Genomic DNA, 22,491 nt, shown 5'->3' with positions numbered 1-22,491 from the left:
TCACTGCGTAGTATCAGCATAGAATCATTCAGCAAAAACGGACGGTTTTTACCGCATGCAGAGCCTTGTCCTTCTGATCTGGTTGACGGCTTGCGCGGCCCAGGACGCCCGGCAACGAAGGATTGCCAACGTCCTGACGCTGGGTGTCGGGACCCTTGCGCTGGTCTATCTGCTGTCTTTCGGTACCACCTGGATGGGCGCCGAAGCCGGGCAGGGAGGCTGGGCTTGTGTCGTGGCCCTGGCATTCACGTTGCCCGGGTATTTTCTGGGCCGAATGGGCGCCGGTGATGTGAAACTAATGACAGCTCTTGGTCTTGCGACGGACGGCGTCTCGCTGCTCGGGATTTTTATCGGTGCGGGTGCGGCGAGCCTGATCTGGATTCTGCTTGCGCCAAGAGTCTGGCTGCATATGAGTCAAGGGCTTAGGCATCAACTTCGATGTATGGCGCCATCCATGTCAAAAAAGCTGCCATTTGCGCCGTTCGTGCTGATCGGATTTGTGCTTGCACTACCTTGGATCCATTAGTCGCCAAGCGCCACTAGTCTTATGTACATAGTCGGAAAGTGGGTCTACCTTCAAAGTAACGAGTTATACAGCCAGTGGCTGACAGTACAGGAATGGTCAGCTTTGGCCCGGGCATGGAGCAGCACGTGAACAAGCTTACATCTGCGGTAAAAGTCATCGTTGTCGATGATCAGCCTCTGATCGTCGAAGAACTCTGTGAATTTCTCGAGAGCAGCGGCTACCGTTGTGTTCCGTGCGAGTCCAGCAAGGAGGCGATCGAGCGTTTTACGGCTGACACCGCGATCGGACTGGTGCTGTGCGATCTGCACATGCCGGACATGGATGGCATTCAACTGGTGCAGGAACTGCAACGGCTGGCCGGCAAACACCGGGCGTTCGAAGCCATCATGCTCACCGGTCGGGCGGACAAGCAGGACGTGATCAAGGCCCTGCGCGCCGGGATTGCCGACTATTACCAGAAACCGGTCAATCTGGATGAACTGCTCGAAGGCCTGCAACGCCAGGAAGCGGTGTTGCAGGAACGGCAGAAAACCCTGCAACTTGGCCATCTGAATCAAAAGCTTCAGGACCTTTCGTCGTCCATCGATGATCTCTATCAGGATCTGGACAAGGTGCGTCGCGGCCCGGCTCCTGTCAGTGACGAAGCCACCCGTGGGGCCGGTGAACTGGAGATTCCCGAGATCTTCAATCAGCTGTCGCCACGGCAACTGGACGTGGCGCGCCTGGTGGGCAAGGGTCAAACCAATTATCAGATTGCCTGTGAGCTGGGCATTACCGAAAACACTGTGAAGCTCTACGTTTCGCAAGTGTTGCGTCTGACTCACATGCACAACCGCACGCAACTGGCGTTGGCCTTGTCGCCGAGTGCGGCGGCTCTGCGGCAGCGAGTTACGGCGCACTGATTGATGTCCCCGGCGGCCCTTGGGTCGACCGGGACAGTCGCCAAGGCGTCTTCCTCGAATCAGTTTTTTGTCTCGATTTTGCCCCCGGCATCCGGGTCATAGAAGTCGGGGATTTCGTACTGGTACTTCTTCAGCCAGCGCTGCATCGCCAGCTCACGCTCGGTGGCCGTGGCCGCCTGCGGATCGGGGGACGCGGCCTTGTTGCGGCTTTGCAGCAACAGCCAGCCTTCGGTTTCCTGCTGCTGGGCCGAGGCCGGGCCGGCGTCGATGGCCAGCGCGCCGAGCGGCAGACTCAGCAGGCTCAGGCAGCACAGCGTTTTTAACGTGTTCATGGCACCTCCTTGAGGCTCACTTGATCGTCGCCGGTTGCGCGTCAGCCGCCACCGCGACCTGATTGCCAGCGACGGGTCTGGCCTTGACCGGCGACTTGAGTTTCTCCGCGCGTTCCTGGGCATCGGTGAACTGCTCCGGGGTCAGGTGCGCGCGGCTGACCACTTCCGCGGCCTGCTGCCAGTTGTTCTGATAGAGCAACAGGGTGACCAGATTCAGCGTCGCCAATTGATTGTTCTGCTTCAACTCGATGGCCGTCAGAAACTCGAAACGAGCGTCTTCGAGCCGCAGCTGATTGAGGTACACCACGCCCAGATCGTTGCGGATGTTTTCATTGGTCGGCGCCAGCCGCGCCGCCCGTTGCAGGTGGGCCTGTGCCTGTCCGTTGTCGCCACGGGCGGCATACAGCTGGCCCAGGCCATGTTCGGCGTCGGCGTTCAGGCACGTGCCGAGCAGGCTGCGATACAGCGGCTCGGCTTCGCTGCGCCCCAGCAGGCGATAGACCTTGGCCTTGCGCAGTCGCACTTCGACGAGGTTGTCGGGCAGGCCCTGCAGGTTGGCCAGGCTGGCGTGCAGCTTGCCGTCGTTGACCAGGTCATCGGCCAGGTTCAGCGACAGCTCCTGTTCGGAACTCAACTTGCTGCAACTGGCCGGCGCCAGCATCGTCGTCCACGGCGCCTGACCGTCCGTTGCGCAGCCGCCGAGCAGCAACAGACTTGCCACGACCATCAGTGCTTTCATCCATCGCTCTCCATCGCCATTGTCATTCTCAGGACGCAAACGCCCGGGTGATTGCGGTAAAACCGGGGCCCGCCAAAACGATCAGCAAGGCCGGAAACAGCAGCAGCATCATGACTACCGACATCTTCGCCGACATCTTCGAGATGTATTCCTGCAAGCGTGTCAGGCGCCGGTCATCCAGCAGTTGCTTGAGCGCCAGCAGCGATTTCATCGCACCGCCGCCCTGTTGAATCAGTTGTTGCAGGATCACGCAGGTGTCGGTGAACTCATCCACCGCCAGCATCACGGCCGCTTTGTTCAGCTCTTGCCCGAGTTCCAGGCCCGAGTCGACACGGGCCAGAATCAGGCGCAGTTCGCTGGTCAGCTCCGGCAGTAGTTTTTGCCCTTCGGTGCTGAGCACGCGCAGGGCCTGCTCGACGGCCATGCCGGACTCGAACAGGATCCGCAGCAGCGGAATGAACGTCGACACTTCCACCGAAATGATTTTCTGCCGACGGGCAGCGGCATACGCCAACAGACGTTTGGGCAGCAGATAGCCGACGCCGGTGGCGATCATCGGCACCAGCCAGCCGTTGGGTGCGAGGGGGAAAAATACTTCCTTCAGAAACAGCCCCAGCCCCAGTGTCAGCAGCGGCGTGCCGATCTGGCAGGCGGCAAACAACGAGCGCTCACTGGCGCGGCGCCAGCCGAGACGGCTGAGCAGGGTCTGGGTTTCGCTGTCGATGCTCACCGAGCGCTGGCCGAACCGGCTGCTGCCGAGCGCCCGTAACCAGTTGCCGAAACGGTTCTCGCGCACCAGGTGCCCCTGCAGACGCTGGTTGACCTGACGCACCCGACGCCGCTCGGTCAGCAGGTGATTGCCGACCAGCAACAGTGCCCCGAGCAACAACATGAGACTGGCCAGCATCACCATGTCAGACACTCCTCAACATGCGCCACAGCGCCAGGCAACCGGAGACCTGCAACACCACCGCAACGATCAACATGGTCCGACCGCCCGAGTCGTTCCACATGCCGAGCATGTAGCCGGGATTGGTCAGCATGAAGTAGCTGACCAGAATCACCGGCAGCGATCCGAGTACCCACGCGGTCATCCGGGTTTCGCCGGTCAGGGCGCGCAGTTGGCGGGCACCTTGGTCGCGCTCGCGAATCAGTTTGATCAGGTTCTCCAGCAACTCGCTGGCGTTGCCGCCGTAGCGATGGTTGACCTTCAGGCCCAGGGCGAACATGCGCAGTTCGTCCTGCTCGTAGAGCTCGGCAAAATCACTGACCGCATCCGGCAGGTTCACCCCCAACTGCACGTTGCGCTGCACCCGGCCCATTGCGGTTTTCAACGGATCCTCACTGGTTTCGATGCCGCCCATCACTGCATCGGTCAGGGTCCGGCCGGACTTGAGACTGCGCACGGTGTGGTCGAGCAACTGCGGCAACTGTTCGATCATCCGATTGAGCCGGCGACGATATCGCCACGCGATGTACAACCGCAAAATCAGCGGCGGCGCCAGTATCAGCACCAGCAGACCGATCCAGTCGGCCAGCAGGTAACCCAGCATCATGGCCACGACCCACAACGACAGCCAAAGCCCAAAGTGCTCGTTCGGCCGGCCGAGGCCGGCGCGCAGGAACATCCGCTCCAGCCCGGTCCACGAGGATTTTTCGGCGGCTGCTTGCGGCTGCCCGGCGGCGAGGCGAGAGAGCACCCGCTCGTTGGCAGTCTTGCGCACGCCCTGCAGGAACAGGCGAATCGACAGCCCCAGCAACAGCAGGCAGAGGACGATCAGGATCACCGGTCCGATCATGACGAAGGCTCCATGCGCTCAGCCCAGACTCGACTCGTGCCGCAACTTGTCGCCGGCCGGGTTGACCGCTTCGCGCAGGAAGCCGAAACCGGTGCGTCGATCCAGACGGAACAAGGTGTTGGTGACGTACACGTCTTCACGCACGCCGACTACTTCCACCACTTCACTGACACAGCGGCGGCCGTCGGGCATGCGGGTCAACTGAATGATTACGTCGAGTGCCGCGCAGATCATCTGCCGCAGCGTGCGTTCGGCCACGGAGCGCCCGGTCAGGCCGACCAGGGTTTCCAGGCGCAGCAACGCATCCTGGGCGTTGTTGGCGTGGACCGTGCTCATTGAACCGTCGTGACCGGTGTTCATCGCCGTGAGCACATCGAGCACTTCGACGCCACGGATCTCGCCGAGAATGATCCGGTCCGGACGCATCCGCAGGGCGTTGCGGATCAGGTCGCTGGCCTTGACCTCGCCATGGCCCTCGGCATTGGGCGGGCGGGTTTCCAGACGCACCACGTGGGGATGGCCGAGTTGCAGCTCGGCGACGTCTTCGATGGTCACCAATCGTTCGTGGGGGTTGATCAATTGGCTGAGGATATTCAGCAGCGTGGTCTTGCCGGTGCCCGTGCCGCCGCTGATCAGGATGTTGCAGCGCTTGCCCACGGCCTCCTGGAAGCACTCGAAAATCGGCAGGTCGATGGTCTGCATCGCGATCAGGTCGCTGCTCTTGAGCATGTCCTTGCGGAATTTCCGAATCGACAGGCACGGGCCGTCGAGGGCGATCGGGGGGATGATCGCGTTGACCCGGCTGCCGTCCGGCAGACGTGCATCGACCATCGGCGAAGACTCGTCCAGCCGCCGACCGAGTGGCGCGAGAATGCGCTGCATGACCCGTTCGACGTGGTGCGCATCGATGAAGCGCAGGTCACTCTGATGCAGTACACCGTCGCGCTCGACGAACACCCGGTGCGGGCCATTGACCAGAATTTCGGTTACGGCGGTGTCGCGCAGCAGCACCTCCAGCGGGCCGAATCCGGTCAGTTCATCGACGATTTCTTCCGCCAGCCGCTCCATCTCGTAGCGCGAAATCGCCAGATGCAGACGGGCGATGTATTCGGCGACCTTGTCGGTGACGAATTGCGCCAGCAACTGCCGCGAACCTTCCAGCAGGTTTTTTCCGGACTCCTCGATGGCATCGATGATGTAGCGATGCAGGACCAGTTTCAGGCCTTCGTGATCGGTGTTGCCCGACTGGCCCCGCGCCGGTGCACCGAAGAGTTTTTCCGGGCTCATGAGGTGCCTCGCAACCGGTCGAACCAGGTGACCTTGGGTTTGGCCAGGCCTTCGGAGCGTTTGGCCAGCCGTTCGCCGAGCACCCGCAGGCTCTGGGTGAGTTTCTCCCGGGGCGCCAGTTCAAACAGGCTGACGCCCTGGTTCTTGGCATTCATGCGCAGCTCCGGACTCAAGGCCAGCACCGCGATCACTTCCAGGTTGAAGGTCTTGCCGAGGGTGTCCGCATCCGGCGCGACGTTGCTCAGATAGCGATCGACCAGCAGCCGCCCGTGGTCGAGCTTCATGCCTTTTTCCCGCCACAGATTGAACACCGCCAGGTTGCGCCGGCAATCGAGAACATTCTGGTCGGTGTACCAGATCAGCTTGTCGCAATGGCTGACAAAGGTGCGCAGGGCTTCGCTGTCGGGCTGGCCGGTGAGGTTCACGACAATGTGCTGGAAGTGCTGGCGCAACGCGCTGAGCAACATGAACAGCTCGGCGGCACTGGTGCTCTCCAGCGGTTCGTCATTGTCGGCGTACGCCAGAATCCGCAGCCCCGCTTCGGTGCTGGTGAATGCACTGTCGATCAGTGTGGCGTCGAGCCTGCGCAGGTGGCGCAAGGCATCGCCGAAGTGGAACGAACTCTCCAGCCCCAGCAACGCCAGGCTGTCGCCACGGGGAAGACCGAGATCCAGCAGCAGCGTCTGCTGCCCGCTCTTTTGCACCACCAGCGCCATATGGTTAGCCAGTAACGCGCCGTCGGAACTGCTCTGCACCCCGTACAGAACCGTCAGGCCACCCAGTTGCGTGTTGTGGGGCGCTGGCGGCAGACGCTTGCTCAAGCGGCGCACCAGCCCGGCCACTTCGCTGGAGCGCGAACCATAGGCGACGAAATCCCTTGCCCCGGCGCGCATCGCGTTGAGTACCAACTGGTTGTCCATGCCGTCGCCGAGGGCAACGATCGCCAGCATCGGCTTGGCCTCCAGCGCGCCCTCGATCAGCGCGCTCTGGGCCACCACGTGTTCGCGGTCGAGGCCGACGAACACCAGACTGGCGAAGGTGACGTCCACCAGAGCGAGCAATTCGTCGAGACTGCCGCCACCGGCACTGACCACCTGGCCCAACGGTGCAAGCGCGCTTTGCAGCCATTCCAGATCGGTGCTGTTGCGGGTGATGGCGAGGAAGGTCTGACTCAGGCTCTGGCTCATTGGGACAACCCGCTGCGCTTGTCGAAGTTACCGTTTTCCAGGAAGAACATGCGGTAGAAATTCGGGTCGTAGTTGCGCAGTTTTTCACCCGGCAACGACGGCAGTTGCGCCTCCGCCGAGAGCGGACGCACCAGGTGCGGGGTGACGATCATCAGCAACTCTCGCTCTTCGCGCTTGATCTGCGAGCTTTTGAAAAAGGCCCCGAGCACCGGGATATCGCCCAGCCCGGGAAACTTGTCGACCTGGGAACTGTTACTGGTACTGATCAAACCGCTGATGACAAAACTCTCGCCATCGGCGAGGGAAATGCTGGTGTCGGTGCGGCGAATGGTCAGGGCGGGCACCGTGGTGCCGGCGATGTTCACCGCGTTGCTGAAATCCAGTTCGCTGACTTCCGGCGCGACCTTCAGGGCGATGCGATCGTGGCTGATGATGGTGGGCGTCAGGGTCAGGCGGATGCCGAATTCCTTGTATTCGATCGATACGTTGTCACTGCCGGAACTGGGCACCGGTATCGGAATCTGCCCGCCTGCGAGGAAGCTTGCGCTTTGCCCATTGAGAGCCACCAGGCTTGGCCGCGCCAGGGTGTAGGCGAACCCACTGCCTTCCAGGGCATTGATGATCGCCATGGTCTTGCCGCCGATCCACGAGAAGTTGAACAGCGAGTTGTCCACCGGCAATCGCGGTTGCGGAACGCCGTCGATGGGCGGCAGGGTGCCGGGGGAACCGAACAGGAAATTACCGCGGGTGCCGATCAGCGAAGCCGAGGCCTGCTTTAGCTTGGTGCGGCTGACTTCGACGAAACGAATGTCGGTCTGCACCTGCGAGGGCAACAGCGCATCATCCGACGGCAGCGCACTGGTGTTGGTGAGGGCCGAGGTGGCGGCGCCCTTGACGAACACCATGCTCTGGCGCGGCTCGCTGGAGCAGCCGGTCCAGACCATGAGACTGGTCGCGCCCGGCGCCACGGCGGTCAGAAGGAACGAGGAATTGCCATTGGCATGCACGTCGGCGATTTTCGGATCGCCGATGGCCAGGCGTGTGATCGCCACCGGTGACTGCATGTCCTGTTGCCAGCCTTCGTTGATTTCGATCACCGGCGGCAAGCGTCCGAGGGCCGCGCAGTTGCCGGTGGCCGCGTGCGCAGCATTGATTGAAAGTCCCATCAGCAGCAAGGCCCGGAGCACGGGATTGAAGGTCGGCCAGGAACGACTCTGCATGCACTTGGATCCTTGCTCAGTCATGGGTTTTGTTGGTTGGTCTGATTGCCGCGAATCACTTCCACTGCGGGTCGTGCCGCCACAGCTTGGTCGCCGCTCGACGACGCTTTCGGCGTTGTCCCCAGCGCCAGCTGCGTGAACTGGAAGAGTTGACTGTTGGCGGCGACCAGCTTTTCCGGTGCCTGACTTTCGCCGGCCCAATACTTGGCCAGGCGCTGTTCCTCACTGCTGCGTACGGCCAGGCGCAACGTCCCGACCTGGGTGGCGAGCATCATTCGACTCAACAATTGTTCAGGCACCGCCAGCACCACGGTGCGCGCGGTAAGCCGGCGCTGGTCCTGTTTGATCTTGTCGTCGGCACTCAACGCAGGGGCGGACGGTTGGCCGTCATTGGTCAGGCCGTATTGCTCGCCGACACCGAGCACGCGCATGGCTGGCACAACGATCTGCGCCGACTGCTGCGGATTGGCGGCGTCCTGGCGCAGGAACAACAACACGTCGACGTAATCCCCGGGGATCAACTGCCCGGCTGCGCCGATCACTTCATCGACCGACACGGCCAGCGCGCGCTCGTCTTTATGGATCATGCGCGCCAGTGTGCCGCCGGCCTCGAAGCTTTCTTCGTTGAGCCAGGTGCCGGCGCTCAGGTGGCGCCACGGAGTGCGGCCCACGGCCTGTTCGATTGTGCCGAGGCTGCCGGCAGGGGCGCTGAGCAGTTTTTCAACGGCCAGGTCGGCGGCAGCAAGAGGGGTGAATGGCGGGACGTCACGCACCAGCACCACGACAGGTTGACGGGTCTGGTCTTCGGCGGCAGCGACGGTTGTTTCGACGGTGACCACCGTCGGCGCGGGAGACTCGGCCACCGGAGCGGGTTGGCGGCTGAGCACCAGGCCCCAATATCCGACAACGATGGCGCCCAGTAAAAGCAACGCTGCAAGGCCCATGGTCACACGACTGTTCATGACGGCTCTCCCTTTCCTGCTGCACTACCAGCCCGCACTTCCTACCAAGGGAACATCGCAATCAGGCAGCTATGAACATCCAACTATTTCGCTATTTCCACGCTAGCTGAAACAAGCCAAAACGCCATTTCTGACAGGCAAATAACCCACGAAAGTATGGGTGTTGGCCAATTAGCAGTCGAAAAGCAGGGGGATGACGAAGCGATTAATCCTTTGTGATTAATCCGTTCTTACAGTTGTTGGGAGGGGGTTTGTTGACAATGCTCAAATGGCACGGTGGAACCTTGCCGCTGTAGCGTGACATCGGCGCCAAAGGCGCGAAGGAGTTGACGTATGTTTCGTATGAGTCTCGACTATCTGGCGGCCAAAGTGCGGCTGTTCCTCAACAGTGAAGAAGGTGCTTCGGCGATCGAGTACGCGATTGTGGTGGCGATGGTGGCGGTGGTGGTCGTAGTGTTCGTGACCCCGATCGGCGCCAAGGTTCTGAACATCTTCAACTCCGTTCTGGTTTCACTCGGTGGTACTGCGGTCACCCGCCCCGTACCTTGATCGCGTTCATCCCGTTGACCTTCGAATCCTGCCTGCAGATTTTCCGTTCCGCGTCCCGGACCGGAGAATCGCAGGCGACTCTGGATGCGGCAGTCTGAGTGCCCCGGCACGAAGGAGAACCTCCATGCTATTTGAATACTTGCTGTTGCGCGCCCGCCGGTTTCTGCACAGCAGCGAAGGGGCGTCAGCCATCGAATATGCAATTGTGGTGGCGATGGTAGCAGTGGTGGTCGTGGTGTTCGTGACGCCGGTCGGCGCCAAGGTACTGGCCATCTTCAACAACATTCTGGTGGCACTGGGCGGTACGGCCCAGACCGCACCGGTACAGACACCCTGACTCGATGGCTCGCCAATCTCGCACTACACTCGGTTCCACCATCAGTTTCTCAGGGATTGTCCAATGACTGCTTCTTCACAGCCCCGCCAACAGTTGCTTCTGGTTGACGACGAAGAGGACGCGTTGCTGGAGCTGGCGGAGTTGCTGGAGGGCGAAGGCTTCGCCTGTCATACCGCGACTTCAGTGAAGCTCGCCCTGCATCATCTGACCCGCCATCCCGATATCGCCCTGGTGATCACCGATCTGCGCATGCCGGAGGAAAGCGGCATGTCGCTGATCAAGCGCCTGCGCGAACACACCTCGCGCCAGCATCTGCCGGTGATCGTGACGTCGGGGCATGCGGACATGGAGGATGTCAGCGACATGCTGCGGTTGCAGGTGCTGGACCTGTTCCGCAAGCCGATCTATCACGTGCGGCTGCTGGAGACCCTGGACAATCTGTTTCCCAAGCCAAAGGTCAATGTCTCCTGAGTGCTCACGCAGCTTCTACTTCGAATACGCCGATCTTGAAATTGACGCCATCCCTTTGACATTTTGATGGTGTCGAAATGATGGCTCGTGTACATTCCCCGCGCCCAAACCGGACGACCTGGTGGGTTCGGTAGGGATGCCTGAGTGAATTTGATACCCCCTGCTGAAACTGTTTTTCATGTTTTGGAAGGGAATCTCGATTGAACACTGATCGCTTGTGCCGCTCGTTACTGGCGCTGTCTGTTGCTGCAACTTCGCTGCACGCGGGCGTTGTTGCCGCTGCCGGCGCCAATTTGAGCTACGACCTGAGCGGCGGGCCATTGAACAGCAACCTGCAGAACTATGGTCTGATCGACCTGCGTGGCAACGGGACGATTGCTCCCGGCGCGCCTTCGACGCTGACCTATGGCGCTCAGTTTTTGGGGCTGACGGCAGACCAGTTGCGTAACAACGACAGTATCCGCATTGACGGGGCCAAGTTTGGTGTGGGCATTGCGCTGGGGGCTTCCGGTGTGACGCCCAGCAAAATAGCCGGGAACCTGATCAACAAGGGTTCGATCTCGGTCAATGGACTGGCTGGATCGGGCACCTCCACCGGGATTTCGGATATGGGCAGTGAGCTGAACGGCTCGCTCAGCAACGATGGGCTGATCGAGGCCAGCGGGGCGAGTTCCAGCGGTGTGATGCTGGTGCAAACCAAACTGAATGGCATCGGCAACAACGGCACGATCAGCGCCAGCGGGTCGGACGCGCTGGGGTTGTTTCTTGACGGTGCCACGCTCAAGGGGAGCGTCAATAACTTCGGGACTATTCGCGCCACCGGGGCGAACGCTGAGGCGGTGACGTTTGAAGGCGTGAACTTCAATACCTCTGCCAGTACAGCGATCTTGAACCTGTCCAACTACGGCACGATTTCCGGCGAGTCCATTGGCGTGCACGTCAGCGGTCAGGCAGTGGGTGCGAGTCCTTTCACCATTTATCAACTGTTCGGTTCGATCGAGGGTGGCACGGCGGCAATCCAGGTCGATGACGGCGAAAGCTATTTCGACTTTTTCGGCGGTACGGTCAAAGGGGATCTGATCGGTCTGTCCGGCGTGATCATCGACGGCGATGCGGTTTTCGACGGTTCGACCATCAAGTCCGGTTACGTGACCATCGAGGACGGGACGCTGACGCTGGTGAAGCCGCACACCACGATCATCGGTGACTTCGACATGGAAGAGTCCGATTCGGTGCTGGAAATGTACCTGGGCAATGACACCAATCCGGCGTTGCCGGTGTTGAAGGTCACGGGCACTACCGATATCGCGCCGGGCGCGACGTTGCGGTTGCTGGCGCGTTCCAGTGATTTCCGGGTGACGCCAGGCGGCACGAAATACACGCTGATCAGTTCGGGTAGTCTCGTCGGCGGTAATAACCTCACCGTGACGTCTTCCTCTGCGTTGCTGGATGTGAAGAGTTTCGGGGTCGTGGGCAATGACATCACGTCGGTGGTGACCAACAAGTCCGAAGAGGTGCTGGCGCAAAATACCCTTGTGGCGGGCGGCAGTCGCAATGCGGCAACGGCAGTGGGCCGCGTGTCGAGTCTGTTGTCGCGGCTCGATGAGCAGGATCCCGTGTTCCAGGCGTTCGCCAACGCCAGCACCGATGCGCAACTGGCGCGGTTGTCGGAAACCCTCAGCCCGGATGTCAGCCGTGGGGTGATTCACGCGGCCACCAACAGTCAGACGCTGGTGTCGGGTGTCATCAATGAGCGTTCCAGCCGCGCCCGTAACGCCGGCGTGCCGACAGACAAAGGTGTCTGGCTGCAAGCCTTGAGCAGCGATGCCAACCAGGATGAGCGTCGTGGTGTCAGTGGTTACGATGCCGACAGCCATGGCATCGCCGTGGGTGCCGATGGTCAGTTGAATGCCGATCTGGCGGTCGGTCTGGCGTACAGCTACCTCGACACCGATGTGAAATCCGATCGCGGCAACAAGACCCAGGTCACCGGCCATGCGCTGACCCTGTACGGCAACTGGACCCACGACAACTGGTTCGTCGATTCGTCGCTGACGTATGGCTGGAACGACAACGAGTCCAAGCGCTACATCGCCGGTACCCGCGCCAAGGGTGATTACGACAGCAACGTGTTCGGCGTCAGCGCGCTGGCCGGTTACACCGTGCACCTGATGCCGGATGTGGTGCTGGAGCCGCAGGTCGGGGCGCGTTACGCCAACGTGGGCATGGATAGCTATCGCGAGAAGGGCAGTTCGGCTTCGCTGAATGTCGGCAGTCAGCGTTATGAAGTGGGCGAAATGGGTGTCGGTGCACGTCTGGCCGCTGCGTTCGGTGTGGGCACCGGCAGCCTTGAGCCCGAAGCGAAGCTGATGGCCTGGCATGACGTCATTGGCGACAAGACCGGCACCACGTCGTCGTTCGTGCTGGGTGGCGATTCGTTCACCAGCCGTGGCACCACCCCGGTGCGTGACAGCTATGAACTGGGTCTGGGCGCCAACTACCGGATGGGCGCGTGGAGTGTCGGCGGGTCGTACAACTACGTGACCGCCAGCGGTTTTGACGCTGACGGTTTCACGGCAAAAGTGCGCTACGCCTTCTGATTCAGCGGTCGGTCGTGCTACAGCTGATAGCTGAAACTGATGCTGTAGCGCGGCCGACGGTTGAAGGTGTCCAGCGCTTCATCCGACATCGCCTTGGCCGCTTCCAGGGCGATGTTGTAGTACTTCGCATCGCCGAATCTCAGGCCGACCGCCGCCGATGACAGGTTGTTGGCCTGCACCGGCAATTCATTGAACCAGCTGCGCGAGCGGTCGAGCACGAAGTACGGTTGCAGGATGCGCACCCAGTTGCCGTCGCGGTTGAAGCTGTAGTTGATCTCGTAAGCCACGCCCCAGCCCTTGTCGCCGGATGCCTGATCGTCGGGATAACCGCGACCGAAATTCTGCCCGCCGAACACCGCGCGCTCGCTGTCGGGCAGGGTATCGCGGCTCCAGTACAACGCGGCCGACAGTACCCCTTGCCAGTTGTCGAGGAACTTGTCGCTCTGCACCCCGGAAAGGCGCACCCGGAAGAAGTCGAGGTCGATGGCGCTGTTGTTGGTGTGTGCACCCAGGCTGTCGAAGCCCTGATAGACGCCGCCACTGAGGATCCGCAGTTGTCGGGCATCGGCCTTGCGCCAGTCGCTTTCGAAGGCGAGGGCGCGGATGTCGGTGCGCTCTTCGACGCTCAGCGGGTAGCCGATCACGTTGTAGCGGGTCTTGTCGTTGACCGCGTACAGGCGCGATCCGGCGGTCAGCAGTTCATCCGAGGCGGCAATCAGCGGCAGGGTGAAACCGAGCGAATAACGGTCGTTTTCACGGTGCGGCTTGAGTTCCAGTCCGTTGTTCAATAGCACATTGGTGCCGGGGTCCGCGCGATAGCGTGAGGCCGAAAGGCTCAATTGCGCGCCTTCGTCGTTGATGAACTGGTTGTAGTCCAGCCGGTAGTAATGCTCGTGATCATCCCCCGGTGGAAACAGTCCGCTGAGGCTCAACTGTTCGCCCATCGACGTTTGTGAATTGCTGCTGACGCCGAGCAACGCCTGGGTGCCATTGCGGTTGTCTTCGGTGGTGCTCAGGGTGCTGGTGAACGGCTTGCGACTGGCCTGGGCCACCAGCGTCGTTGCACCGTCGGTGGTGCCGGGCGGCGGCACCTGGGCCTGGATCGTCACGCCGGGAATGCGGGTCATCAGCGTGGTGTAGCGCTCGAACGTCTTGCGTGTCAGCGGGCGTTCGGCCTGGAGCTTGGCGGCCAACCGGTCGAGCAGGGCTTTGACCCGTCCGACGTCGCCCGCGATCTGCACGTCGCGCACGTAACCTTCCACGAGCACGACACGCGCTACGCCGTCGTCGAAGGTCTGTTGTGGCAGGAAAGCGTAGGACAGCAGATAACCGTCCTGCTGATAGCGACGGGTGATCGTGCGGGTGGCTTCGATCAGGTCGGCGAGGCTGCTCTCGCGGCCGATCAGGGGTTTGTAGATTTCGGCCAGTTCGTTCAGCGGATAGAGTGTGCCGCCTTCGATCTGCACGGTCCTGAGGTTGATCTTCGTACTCATCAGCAACGGTTGGGCGGCCGTGGCGCCGGGCTCCGGCACTTGCAGCGGCGCGGCGTTCGGCCGGTAGGCGTCGGCAGGCAGGTTCGGCACCGGCAGGTTGCGGATGGTTTCGTTGCTGTTGAGAAAGCTGGGCAGGGTGTCGGCGAGGGCGGTGGAACTGAGACTGAGCAACAGCAGGGATGCCATGACGCGCATAGGACACTCCATGTTCAAACCCGCAGCACGGGGCAGGGTTTCTCCTAAGAAAAAAGCGGAAGACTCGTGGGAATCTTCCGCCCTCAACCAAGCGTAGGCGCTGTAGGTAAGGCCGTCGAATCGGCCAGGTGCAAATCAGCGATTGCGACCGCCCAGGGCGCCGGTGAGGCCGCCGAGGACGCCACCCAGTCCGCCGCCGGTCCCGGTGGTAGTGCCACCGTTGACCAGTCCGCCGACTGCTGTGACCGTGTTGCCCACCGTGGTGACTGTATTGCCGACCGCGGTGACGACAGGGTTGGCATTGGTGCCGGCGATGGTGTTGCCCAGATTGCTGACCGCGCCGCCGGCTTGACCGGTGAGGCCGGCGAGTGGAGCGCCGAGCCCGGTGGCGGCACCGACATTCTGGGTCACACTGGCGACGGCGGTGGTGACCGGTGCAAGCCCTGCACCGACGTTGTTGCCCAGAGTTGCCAGGGGAGTGGTCGGGCTGGTAATCGGCGAGCCCGAGCCGCCCACCAAGGTGTTCAGCGAGGCGACGGTATTGCCCGCCGCTGCCAGCACACCACCCGGTGCGGCGAGGCTGCCATTGCCGCTGCTCAACCCGGCGCCGACGTTCACGACTGCGCCGCCGACGGTTTGCAGCAAGCCATTGTTGCCCAGACCGCCACCGACGCCCGTTCCCGAACCGGTGCCGTTGGCGACCAATCCACCGGCCTTGCCGACAGCGGTGCCGACATTGCTCAAGGCACCGCCGACGGTGTTGGTCAGGGCGTTGCCGTTGCCGGCGTCGGTGACTTTGTCGCCTACTCCATCGACGGTGCTGCCGACTTTCTGCAGCAGGCCGTTCACGGGAGCACCCAGGCCCGTAGCACTGCCGAGTTTGTCCGTGGTGCTTTCGACCATGGCAATCACCGGCACCAGTTTGCTGCCCACTTCTTTGGTAACCGAGCCGAGCGGGCCGGTGGTGGTCGCGGTGCTGAGCGTGTCGCCGAGCATGGTGACTTTTTCACCGACTCCGTTGAGCAGTGGAGCGACTTTGGTCACCACACCGCCGACCACTGGAACGCTGCCGGTGGCAGTCGCCAGTTTGCCGCTCAGGTCGGACACGCCGTTGCCCACATCCTGGACCACGCCGCCGACAGCCGAAGCGGTGACGCCCAGGCCGTTGTCGGTGGTCGCCAGTTTGCCGATGCCGTTGGCTACACCGTCGCCCAGTGTGGTCACCACGTTGCCGGCGGTTTTCGCTGCGCTTTGCACCACGCCGCCAACGACCGGCACGCCGCTCAGGGAATCACCGACCTGGCCGACACCATCACCCACTCCGCTGACGGTATTGCCGACGTCCTGCACCAGTGTGGTGGTAACCAGAGGCGTCGGAGTGCCCGGATTGGTGGGGTTGGTCGGGTCCGTCGGGTCGGTGGGATTGGTCGGATTGGTTGGATCCGTCGGGGTCGTCGTGCCGCCCGTTCCGCCGGTGCCACCAGTGCCCGCCGTGTCACCGGTGCCTCCGGTACCGCCCGTGCCGCCAGTACCCGCAGTCGAACTGTCGGGGGAAGAGCTGCCGGAGCTGCTGTGATGACCGCCGCCGCCACTGCTGCAACCGGCCAGACCGAGGGAGAGAATAAGGGCCAGTGCTGTTGCCGATTTGCACCACGCCTGGGCTTTCATGTGGGTTTTCATGAGGGTTATTCCTTGCACCTGTCACAACGTTCGTTGACTTCGACGGCTCGCCGGTTCTGTTGCCGGCAATGCCTTCGTCCGTTGTGTTCATATCAATCGCAAGGCTGGATCCACGCCATTCTCAAGTTGGTATTAACGCCTTTATGCAGGTGGCTGCGAGTGCCGCCTAACGACTAATACCGAGGATATAGGCGCGCAAAAAAAAGCCTTGAAAATCAAGGCTGGGTGTCGGCGAAGAAGCTGTTCGCGGCGCGGGAAAACTTAAGTGATATATACACAATTGATCAGGTTTTCCCGGCCTCGATGTCAGGCCACCGGCTGCCAGTTGCCTACCATGTGCTCCAGATCGCCGGCACCGATCAGGCGCAACTCACCACTGGAACCGGCCGCGCTGGCGAACAGGCTCACCTCGCTCGGCAGGCGCACCGGTTTGCGAAAGTGCACGGTGACCTCAAGGTTGGCCTTGGGCAGGTGATCCGCCAGCGCCGCCAGCGTGCGGGCCTTGTTCCACAAACCGTGAGCGATGGCGGTTGGGAACCCGAACAGTTTGGCGCTGGGCGCACTCAAGTGAATCGGGTTGTAGTCGCCGGAGACTTTCGCGTACTGCCGGCCGATGTCCACTGGCGCCTTCCATTGCGCCACTTGCGCGAGGGGCAGCGTCGGCTCCCAGGTCTGCTCGACCGGTTCGCCTTCGAGCTTCACGCCACGACAGAGCATCCGGCTTTCGGCTTCCCACAACGGCCCGAGTTGATCGTCGAGAGTGGTCAGCAGATCGAAGGTCGCGCCCTTCGGATGAGGTTGCAGGTTATGCACCTGGACGCTGACTTGCGCGCGACTGATCCCGCCCATCGGCCGCAATACGCGGATGCGGTTGCTCAGATGAATCAACCCCAGCAGCGGGAACGGAAACTCCTTGGCCGTCAGCAATTGCATCTGCAGGGCGAACGCCAGGATATGCGGATAGGTCGGCGGCAGCAGGCCGTCATCGGCGAAACCGCAGACCTTGCGATACGCCGCCAGACGTTTGCCATCCACCTCGACGGCGCAGCGCAAGCCGCTGTCGGGCAGGGTGGTGCCGGTGATCTTGCGTCGGGTCGCCGCCCGGGCATACAGCCCCGGCAGGCTCGGCTCGTGGTGCAGCGTTTGCCATTCGATGGTCATGTTCAGGCCCCCAGCACGCTTTGGCCGCACACTCGCAAGGCTTGCCCGGTGAACGCGCCAGTGCCCGGTTGGGCCAGCCAGGCCACGGCTTCGGCGACGTCCTGCGGCAGGCCGCCCTGGCCCAGCGAACTCATGCGGCGCCCGGCTTCACGCAGGCCGAACGGGATGTGCGCGGTCATCTGGGTTTCGATGAACCCCGGCGCCACGGCGTTGATGCTGATGCCGCGTTCCAGCAACGTCGGCGCCCAGGCCTGGGCCAGTCCGATCAGCCCGGCCTTGCTCGCCGCGTAATTGGTCTGCCCGCGATTGCCGGCGATGCCGCTGATCGAGGCCAGCAGAATCACCCGGGCGTTATCGCGCAAGGTGCCGCTGTCGAGCAGGGCCTTGGTCAGCACTTGCGGCGCGTTGAGGTTGACCGCCAGCACCGCGTCCCAGAACTCGGGCGTCATGTTGGCCAGGGTCTTGTCGCGGGTGATGCCGGCGTTATGCACCAGAATGTCGAGGCCGTCCGGCAACTGTTCAATCAGTTGCGCAGCGGCGTCTTCGGAGCAGATATCGAGGGTGATGGCGCGCCCGCCGAGACGAGCGGCCAGGGCTTCGAGATCGGTTTTCGCGGGCGGCACGTCGAGCAGGATCACCTCGGCGCCGTCACGGGCCAGGGTTTCAGCGATGGAGGCACCGATGCCGCGCGCCGCGCCGGTGACCAGCGCCTTGCGTCCGGCCAATGGGCGCGTCCAGTCGGTGACCTGAGTGGCGCAGGCCGTCAGACGAATCACCTGTCCGGAGACGAAAGCGCTTTTCGGCGAGAGGAAAAACCGCAGCGGCCCTTCGAGCTGATCCTCGGCACCTTCGCCGACGTAGATCAGTTGCAGCGTGCCGCCGCTGCGCAGCTCCTTGGCCAGCGAGCGGGAGAAGCCTTCGAGCGCGCGCTGCGCACTGGCGGCGAACGGTTCGCGCAGGGTTTCCGGGGCGCGACCGAGGATCACCAGATGTGCGCTGCTGTCGAGGTTCTTCATCAGCGGCTGGAAAAATTCGCGCAGTTGCTTGAGCTGATCGGTGTGCTGCAAATCGCTGGCGTCGAACACCACGGCCTTGAGTTTCGGGCCGTGGCCGGGAATCCATTGGGTGGCGGTCGCCGGCTGCTCGCCGTAGCGGTAGATCGCGTCGGTCAGGCGATTGGCGAAGGTGCTGACCCGCTCGGCCAGCGGCCCGCCGCCGATCAGCAGCGCACCTTCCACCGGCCGCAGGCGCCCGGCCTGCCAGCGTTCCAGCCGCACCGGCGACGGCAGGCCAAGGGCCCCGACCAGACGGTGGCCGATGGACGAGTTGGCGAAGTCGATATAGCGGTCAGACATGGAACGCTCTCCAGAAGATGGGGTTCAAAGTGTGGACTGCGAAGGGCAATCAATCGTTCGATCCACGCAATAAGGCCTACGCTAGAACAGCAGAGTAGTTTGCCCTCGGCGCTTTTGTGGCCCGACCGGGTTTTCAGCGCTCGATTTTCAGACCGGATATTTCACAAGGAGCATTTCATGAGTCAGCTGCGCCGCGTCGCGATCATTGGTGGCAACCGCATTCCGTTCGCCCGTTCCAACGGGCCGTATGCCACCGCGAGCAATCAGGTGATGCTCACCGCCGCCCTCGAAGGCCTGATCGAACGCTACAACCTGCACGGCCAGCGCATCGGCGAAGTGGTCGCGGGGGCGGTGCTGAAATTGTCACGGGATATGAACCTGACTCGCGAATGCGTGCTCGGCTCGCGCCTGTCACCGGCCACTCCGGCCTACGACATTCAGCAGGCCTGCGGCACCGGCCTGGAAGCGGCGCTGCTGGTGGCAAACAAGATCGCCCTCGGCCAGATCGATTGCGGCATTGCCGGCGGCGTCGATACCACGTCGGACGCGCCGATCAGCGTCAGCGAAGGCCTGCGCAAAATCCTTCTGCAAGCCAACCGCGCCAAGACCACCGGCGACAAGCTCAAGACCTTCCTGCAATTGCGCCCGAAACACCTGATCCCCGAATTCCCGCGCAACGGCGAACCGCGCACCGGTCTGTCGATGGGCGAGCACTGCGAATTGATGGCGCAGACCTGGAACATCCCCCGCGAGGAACAGGATCAACTGGCCTTCGAAAGCCACTACAAACTGGCGGCGTCCTACAGCGAAGGCTGGCACAACGACCTGATGACCCCGTTCCTCGGCCTGACCCGCGACAACAACCTGCGCCCCGACCTGACCCTGGAAAAACTCGCGACCCTGAAACCGGCCTTCGAAAAAAGCGCCAAGGGCACCCTGACCGCCGGCAACTCCACACCGCTGACCGATGGCGCTTCGGTGGTGTTGCTGGGCAGTGAGGAGTGGGCCAAGGAACGTGGTCTGCCGATCCTTGCGTACCTGCGGGACGGTGAAGCGGCGGCGGTGGATTTCGTCAACGGCGCCGAAGGGCTTTTGATGGCTCCGGTGTACGCGGTGCCACGGTTGCTGGCGCGCAATGGCCTGACCTTGCAGGACTTCGACTACTACGAAATCCACGAAGCGTTTGCCGCGCAAGTGTTGTGCACGTTGAAGGCCTGGGAGGATCCGGAGTACTGCAAGACCCGGTTGGGACTGGACGCGCCGTTGGGCTCGATTGATCGCAGCCGCTTGAACGTCAAGGGCAGCTCGCTGGCGGCGGGGCATCCGTTTGCTGCGACGGGCGGGCGGATCGTGGCGAACCTGGCGAAGTTGCTGGATGCGGCGGGGCAGGGGCGGGGGTTGATTTCGATTTGTGCGGCGGGGGGGCAGGGTGTGACGGCGATCATCGAGCGCTAGAGGAGCAAAAGCTTGCCCTCACCCTAACCCTCTCCCGGAGGGAGAGGGGACTGATTGGGGGATATTGGAGAGGTTCACCGACGTGAGAGATTGGCTGTGAATCCATAATCGACACTTTTTTTCAGGTCGATGTATGACGCAAGACAACTCGGTCGGCTCCCTCTCCCCCCGGGCGGTCCGACGTTTCGGGAGGGCTGGGGTGAGGGGGCTTTTAAGGTTGCCCCCAATCTCAAGTCCGGAACCTGCGCACCAACCCATCCAGCTCATTCGACAACCCCGCCAGACTCTGCGAATCCAGCCGCGCCGAATTCGCCAGCTCCGCCACCAACTGCGCATCACCATGAATCTGGCTGATGTGCCGATTGATGTCCTCAGCCACCTGATGCTGCTCTTCCGCCGCCGTCGCAATCTGCGTGTTCATGTCACGAATCACATCCACCGACTCACGGATCTGCCCAAAGCTCTCCCGCGCCTCGCCAATCCGCGCTACCGATTGCTGCGACACATCAAGACTGGCACGCATCTGCTGGGTCACCGCGCTGGTGCGTTTGGCCAGGTTGCCCAGCAACCCGTCGATTTCCGCTGTCGAATCCGCCGTGCGTTTGGCTAGTGCGCGAACCTCATCGGCCACCACCGCGAAACCACGCCCTTGCTCACCGGCCCGTGCCGCCTCGATGGCCGCGTTGAGCGCCAGCAGGTTGGTCTGTTCGGCGATGGAGCGGATGGTGCCGAGGATCGACTGGATGTCGTTGCTGTCGCGTTCCAGTTGCTGCATCGACTGCGCGGACTGCTCCAGTTCCTGGCTCAGTTGATCGACACTGTGCACCGCTGCATCAATCTGTTGCTGACCTTCGCGGGCCTGACGCTGGCCGCTGTCGGCCGACTCCGCTGCCTGGCTGCACGAGCGGGCGACTTCGTTGGCGGTGGCGACCATTTCGTGGAACGCGGTCGAGACCATGTCTACCGCTTCGCGCTGGCGCCCGGCGGCTTCAGCCATGTCGCCGGAAACCCGGGTCGAACTCTGCGAAGTGGCGAGGATTTTCCCGGCCGCGCCGCCGATGTGCTGGATCAGGCTGCGGATCGCGGTGAGGAACTGGTTGAACCAGTTGGCCAGTTGCGCAGTTTCGTCGCTGCCACGGATGTCGAGGTTCTTGGTCAGGTCGCCTTCGCCCTGGGCGATGCCTTCCAGACCGCTGGCCACGCTGCGGATCGGCCGCACGATCAGGCTGGCGAAACTGGCGCCGACCACCGCGAAAAACACCGCCAGCACGGCCGCAATGATCGCGATAAGCCAGGTCAGTTGGGTGGCGGAACTCATCACTTCGTTCTGTTTGATCAGGCCGATGAAGGTCCAGCCCAGTTGTTCCGACGGCCAGACATTGGCCATGTAACGCTCGCCGTTGAGCTCGATGTCAACCAGGCCTTTGCCGGCCTTGGCCAGTTGCGCGTAGCCGTCGCCGAGGCTGTCGAGTCGCTTGAAGTTGTGCTCCGGTTGCTTAGGATCGACCAGCACCGTGCCGGTGTTTTCCATCAGCATCAGGTAACCGCTTTCACCGAGCTTGATCTGTTTGACGATCTCGGTCAGTTGCTTGAGCGACACGTCAATGTTGACCACGCCACCCTGGGCGCCCAACTGGTTGGCGACCGCGCGCACGGTGCTGACCAGAACCGCGTCGTCGCCGGCCCAGTAATAGGCCTCGGTGCGCAGGGTCTTGCCCGGGTTGGCCATGGCCGTCTTGTACCAGGGGCGGGTGCGCGGGTCGTAGTTGGCCATCTTCGGATCGCCCGGCCAGAAGGCATAGCCGCCGCTGTTCAATCCATAGGACACGTAGGAGTAGGCCGGGTGGGATTTGGCCAGCCCCTCGAACAGTGCAAACAGTTGCTTGTCGATCTCGCCATCGGAGGTATCGGCGGCGTTGGCGCTCATGCGGCTGCGAACGCTGCCGTCGGCGTTCTTCACCAGCGGCTGCGCCGCCAGGTAATCGACGTTCTGGCTGATGCCGTCGAAAAACAGCTGCATGGCATTGCTGACCTGACGGATCTCGCGCCCGCTGCTGTCGACAAAATCGTCCCGGGCATCGCTGCGCAGGTTCAGTACCACCAGCGTGGCGACCAGCACCACGGGCAAGCAGGCGATGATTGCAAACGCCCAGGTCAACTTCTGTTTGATGTTCATCCGCGCTCCAGATTTTCTTGTAGGCCCACGCAGTGCAGATGACTCGCGGTTATTGGCAGCCGAAA

At 62.3% G+C, this 22,491-nt stretch carries 20 protein-coding genes; 7 read left to right on the top strand and 13 right to left on the bottom strand.

The window, feature by feature from the left end:
- Positions 1-55 precede the first annotated feature (55 nt).
- The gene (locus tag GQX66_RS27525; protein ID WP_085748617.1) at positions 56-526 is read left to right on the top strand and encodes a prepilin peptidase; all 471 of its coding nucleotides are present in this window, start codon (positions 56-58) and stop codon (positions 524-526) included.
- A 125-nt stretch (positions 527-651) separates the two neighbouring features.
- Positions 652-1,428: a response regulator transcription factor gene (locus GQX66_RS27520; protein ID WP_085748627.1), complete on the top strand. Its 777-nt coding sequence runs from the start codon at positions 652-654 to the stop codon at positions 1,426-1,428.
- A gap of 59 nt (positions 1,429-1,487) precedes the next feature.
- On the opposite strand, the gene GQX66_RS27515 is transcribed toward GQX66_RS27520, so the two are convergent.
- The 8 genes from GQX66_RS27515 to cpaB are packed head-to-tail and all read right to left on the bottom strand — an operon-like array spanning position 1,488 to position 8,954.
- The gene (locus tag GQX66_RS27515; protein ID WP_085748616.1) at positions 1,488-1,760 is read right to left on the bottom strand and encodes a DUF3613 domain-containing protein; all 273 of its coding nucleotides are present in this window, start codon (positions 1,758-1,760) and stop codon (positions 1,488-1,490) included.
- Positions 1,761-1,776: 16 nt separating this feature from the next.
- A complete protein-coding gene (locus GQX66_RS27510; RefSeq protein WP_085748615.1) occupies positions 1,777-2,499 on the bottom strand; it encodes a tetratricopeptide repeat protein in 723 nt (240 codons plus the stop codon).
- 28 nt (positions 2,500-2,527) lie between these two features.
- Positions 2,528-3,412 (bottom strand): type II secretion system F family protein, encoded by an 885-nt coding sequence (locus tag GQX66_RS27505; protein WP_085748614.1) that lies wholly within the window; start codon positions 3,410-3,412, stop codon positions 2,528-2,530.
- A 1-nt stretch (position 3,413) separates the two neighbouring features.
- The gene (locus tag GQX66_RS27500) at positions 3,414-4,298 is read right to left on the bottom strand and encodes a type II secretion system F family protein (protein WP_085748613.1); all 885 of its coding nucleotides are present in this window, start codon (positions 4,296-4,298) and stop codon (positions 3,414-3,416) included.
- Positions 4,299-4,316: 18 nt separating this feature from the next.
- A complete protein-coding gene (locus GQX66_RS27495; RefSeq protein ID WP_102688519.1) occupies positions 4,317-5,585 on the bottom strand; it encodes a CpaF family protein in 1,269 nt (422 codons plus the stop codon).
- Positions 5,582-6,772 carry a pilus assembly protein gene (locus tag GQX66_RS27490; protein ID WP_085748611.1) on the bottom strand — a complete coding sequence of 397 codons (1,191 nt, stop codon included), beginning with the start codon at positions 6,770-6,772 and terminating at the stop codon, positions 5,582-5,584. The genes GQX66_RS27495 and GQX66_RS27490 overlap by 4 nt, the downstream gene beginning before the upstream one ends.
- Positions 6,769-7,992: a type II and III secretion system protein family protein gene (locus GQX66_RS27485; protein ID WP_102688518.1), complete on the bottom strand. Its 1,224-nt coding sequence runs from the start codon at positions 7,990-7,992 to the stop codon at positions 6,769-6,771. Before GQX66_RS27485 ends, GQX66_RS27490 begins: the two co-directional genes overlap by 4 nt.
- Before the next feature lie 20 nt (positions 7,993-8,012).
- A complete protein-coding gene (cpaB, locus tag GQX66_RS27480; protein WP_240872071.1) occupies positions 8,013-8,954 on the bottom strand; it encodes a Flp pilus assembly protein CpaB in 942 nt (313 codons plus the stop codon).
- 342 nt (positions 8,955-9,296) lie between these two features.
- On the opposite strand from cpaB, the gene GQX66_RS27475 reads away from it, so the two are divergent.
- The 4 genes from GQX66_RS27475 to GQX66_RS27460 all read left to right on the top strand — a co-directional run bounded on the left by GQX66_RS27475 (position 9,297) and on the right by GQX66_RS27460 (position 12,911).
- Positions 9,297-9,503, top strand: coding sequence for a Flp family type IVb pilin (locus GQX66_RS27475; RefSeq protein WP_085748626.1), 207 nt, complete (start codon positions 9,297-9,299; stop codon positions 9,501-9,503).
- 124 nt (positions 9,504-9,627) lie between these two features.
- Positions 9,628-9,840 (top strand): Flp family type IVb pilin, encoded by a 213-nt coding sequence (locus GQX66_RS27470; RefSeq protein WP_085748608.1) that lies wholly within the window; start codon positions 9,628-9,630, stop codon positions 9,838-9,840.
- Positions 9,841-9,903: 63 nt separating this feature from the next.
- Positions 9,904-10,311: a response regulator gene (locus tag GQX66_RS27465; RefSeq protein ID WP_134023504.1), complete on the top strand. Its 408-nt coding sequence runs from the start codon at positions 9,904-9,906 to the stop codon at positions 10,309-10,311.
- A 200-nt stretch (positions 10,312-10,511) separates the two neighbouring features.
- Entirely contained in the window at positions 10,512-12,911 is a 2,400-nt protein-coding gene (locus GQX66_RS27460) for an autotransporter domain-containing protein (RefSeq protein WP_240872070.1), read from the top strand.
- Between the two features lie 17 nt (positions 12,912-12,928).
- Here the strand turns inward: GQX66_RS27460 and GQX66_RS27455 are convergent, their stop codons facing one another.
- From GQX66_RS27455 to GQX66_RS27440, 4 genes are all read right to left on the bottom strand, one after another.
- Entirely contained in the window at positions 12,929-14,599 is a 1,671-nt protein-coding gene (locus GQX66_RS27455; RefSeq protein ID WP_240872069.1) for a POTRA domain-containing protein, read from the bottom strand.
- Between the two features lie 135 nt (positions 14,600-14,734).
- A complete protein-coding gene (locus GQX66_RS27450; RefSeq protein WP_240872124.1) occupies positions 14,735-16,267 on the bottom strand; it encodes a collagen-like triple helix repeat-containing protein in 1,533 nt (510 codons plus the stop codon).
- A gap of 318 nt (positions 16,268-16,585) precedes the next feature.
- A complete protein-coding gene (locus tag GQX66_RS27445) occupies positions 16,586-17,440 on the bottom strand; it encodes a MaoC/PaaZ C-terminal domain-containing protein (RefSeq protein ID WP_240872068.1) in 855 nt (284 codons plus the stop codon).
- Between the two features lie 2 nt (positions 17,441-17,442).
- On the bottom strand, positions 17,443-18,795 hold the full coding sequence (locus tag GQX66_RS27440) for a 3-oxoacyl-ACP reductase (RefSeq protein ID WP_240872067.1): 1,353 nt from the start codon (positions 18,793-18,795) through the stop codon (positions 17,443-17,445).
- Between the two features lie 177 nt (positions 18,796-18,972).
- On the opposite strand from GQX66_RS27440, the gene GQX66_RS27435 reads away from it, so the two are divergent.
- Complete coding sequence (locus tag GQX66_RS27435) at positions 18,973-20,250, top strand: acetyl-CoA C-acetyltransferase (protein ID WP_240872066.1); 1,278 nt, start codon at positions 18,973-18,975, stop codon at positions 20,248-20,250.
- 229 nt (positions 20,251-20,479) lie between these two features.
- Here GQX66_RS27435 and GQX66_RS27430 read toward each other — a convergent pair whose 3' ends face one another.
- A complete protein-coding gene (locus tag GQX66_RS27430; protein WP_240872065.1) occupies positions 20,480-22,426 on the bottom strand; it encodes a methyl-accepting chemotaxis protein in 1,947 nt (648 codons plus the stop codon).
- Positions 22,427-22,491 lie beyond the last annotated feature (65 nt).

The organism is Pseudomonas sp. B707, from assembly GCF_022496685.1.
Lineage (GTDB): Bacteria > Pseudomonadota > Gammaproteobacteria > Pseudomonadales > Pseudomonadaceae > Aquipseudomonas > Aquipseudomonas paraglycinae.
The sequence above is the reverse complement of the archived record's forward strand: the minus strand, read 5'-3'. Positions and strand labels throughout refer to the sequence as shown.

Excerpts from the sequence above, each read along its gene's own strand:
- GQX66_RS27525 (WP_085748617.1), top strand. The coding sequence starts at position 56 with ATGCAGAGCCTTGTCCTTCTGATCTGGTTGACGGCTTGCGCGGCCCAG.
- GQX66_RS27515 (WP_085748616.1), bottom strand. The coding sequence starts at position 1,760 with ATGAACACGTTAAAAACGCTGTGCTGCCTGAGCCTGCTGAGTCTGCCG.
- GQX66_RS27510 (WP_085748615.1), bottom strand. The coding sequence starts at position 2,499 with ATGAAAGCACTGATGGTCGTGGCAAGTCTGTTGCTGCTCGGCGGCTGC.
- GQX66_RS27505 (WP_085748614.1), bottom strand. The coding sequence starts at position 3,412 with ATGGTGATGCTGGCCAGTCTCATGTTGTTGCTCGGGGCACTGTTGCTG.
- GQX66_RS27500 (WP_085748613.1), bottom strand. The coding sequence starts at position 4,298 with ATGATCGGACCGGTGATCCTGATCGTCCTCTGCCTGCTGTTGCTGGGG.
- GQX66_RS27495 (WP_102688519.1), bottom strand. The coding sequence starts at position 5,585 with ATGAGCCCGGAAAAACTCTTCGGTGCACCGGCGCGGGGCCAGTCGGGC.
- GQX66_RS27490 (WP_085748611.1), bottom strand. The coding sequence starts at position 6,772 with ATGAGCCAGAGCCTGAGTCAGACCTTCCTCGCCATCACCCGCAACAGC.
- GQX66_RS27485 (WP_102688518.1), bottom strand. The coding sequence starts at position 7,992 with ATGCAGAGTCGTTCCTGGCCGACCTTCAATCCCGTGCTCCGGGCCTTG.
- cpaB (WP_240872071.1), bottom strand. The coding sequence starts at position 8,954 with ATGAACAGTCGTGTGACCATGGGCCTTGCAGCGTTGCTTTTACTGGGC.
- GQX66_RS27475 (WP_085748626.1), top strand. The coding sequence starts at position 9,297 with ATGAGTCTCGACTATCTGGCGGCCAAAGTGCGGCTGTTCCTCAACAGT.
- GQX66_RS27470 (WP_085748608.1), top strand. The coding sequence starts at position 9,628 with ATGCTATTTGAATACTTGCTGTTGCGCGCCCGCCGGTTTCTGCACAGC.
- GQX66_RS27465 (WP_134023504.1), top strand. The coding sequence starts at position 9,904 with ATGACTGCTTCTTCACAGCCCCGCCAACAGTTGCTTCTGGTTGACGAC.
- GQX66_RS27455 (WP_240872069.1), bottom strand. The coding sequence starts at position 14,599 with ATGCGCGTCATGGCATCCCTGCTGTTGCTCAGTCTCAGTTCCACCGCC.
- GQX66_RS27450 (WP_240872124.1), bottom strand. The coding sequence starts at position 16,267 with ATGAAAGCCCAGGCGTGGTGCAAATCGGCAACAGCACTGGCCCTTATT.
- GQX66_RS27445 (WP_240872068.1), bottom strand. The coding sequence starts at position 17,440 with ATGACCATCGAATGGCAAACGCTGCACCACGAGCCGAGCCTGCCGGGG.
- GQX66_RS27440 (WP_240872067.1), bottom strand. The coding sequence starts at position 18,795 with ATGTCTGACCGCTATATCGACTTCGCCAACTCGTCCATCGGCCACCGT.
- GQX66_RS27435 (WP_240872066.1), top strand. The coding sequence starts at position 18,973 with ATGAGTCAGCTGCGCCGCGTCGCGATCATTGGTGGCAACCGCATTCCG.
- GQX66_RS27430 (WP_240872065.1), bottom strand. The coding sequence starts at position 22,426 with ATGAACATCAAACAGAAGTTGACCTGGGCGTTTGCAATCATCGCCTGC.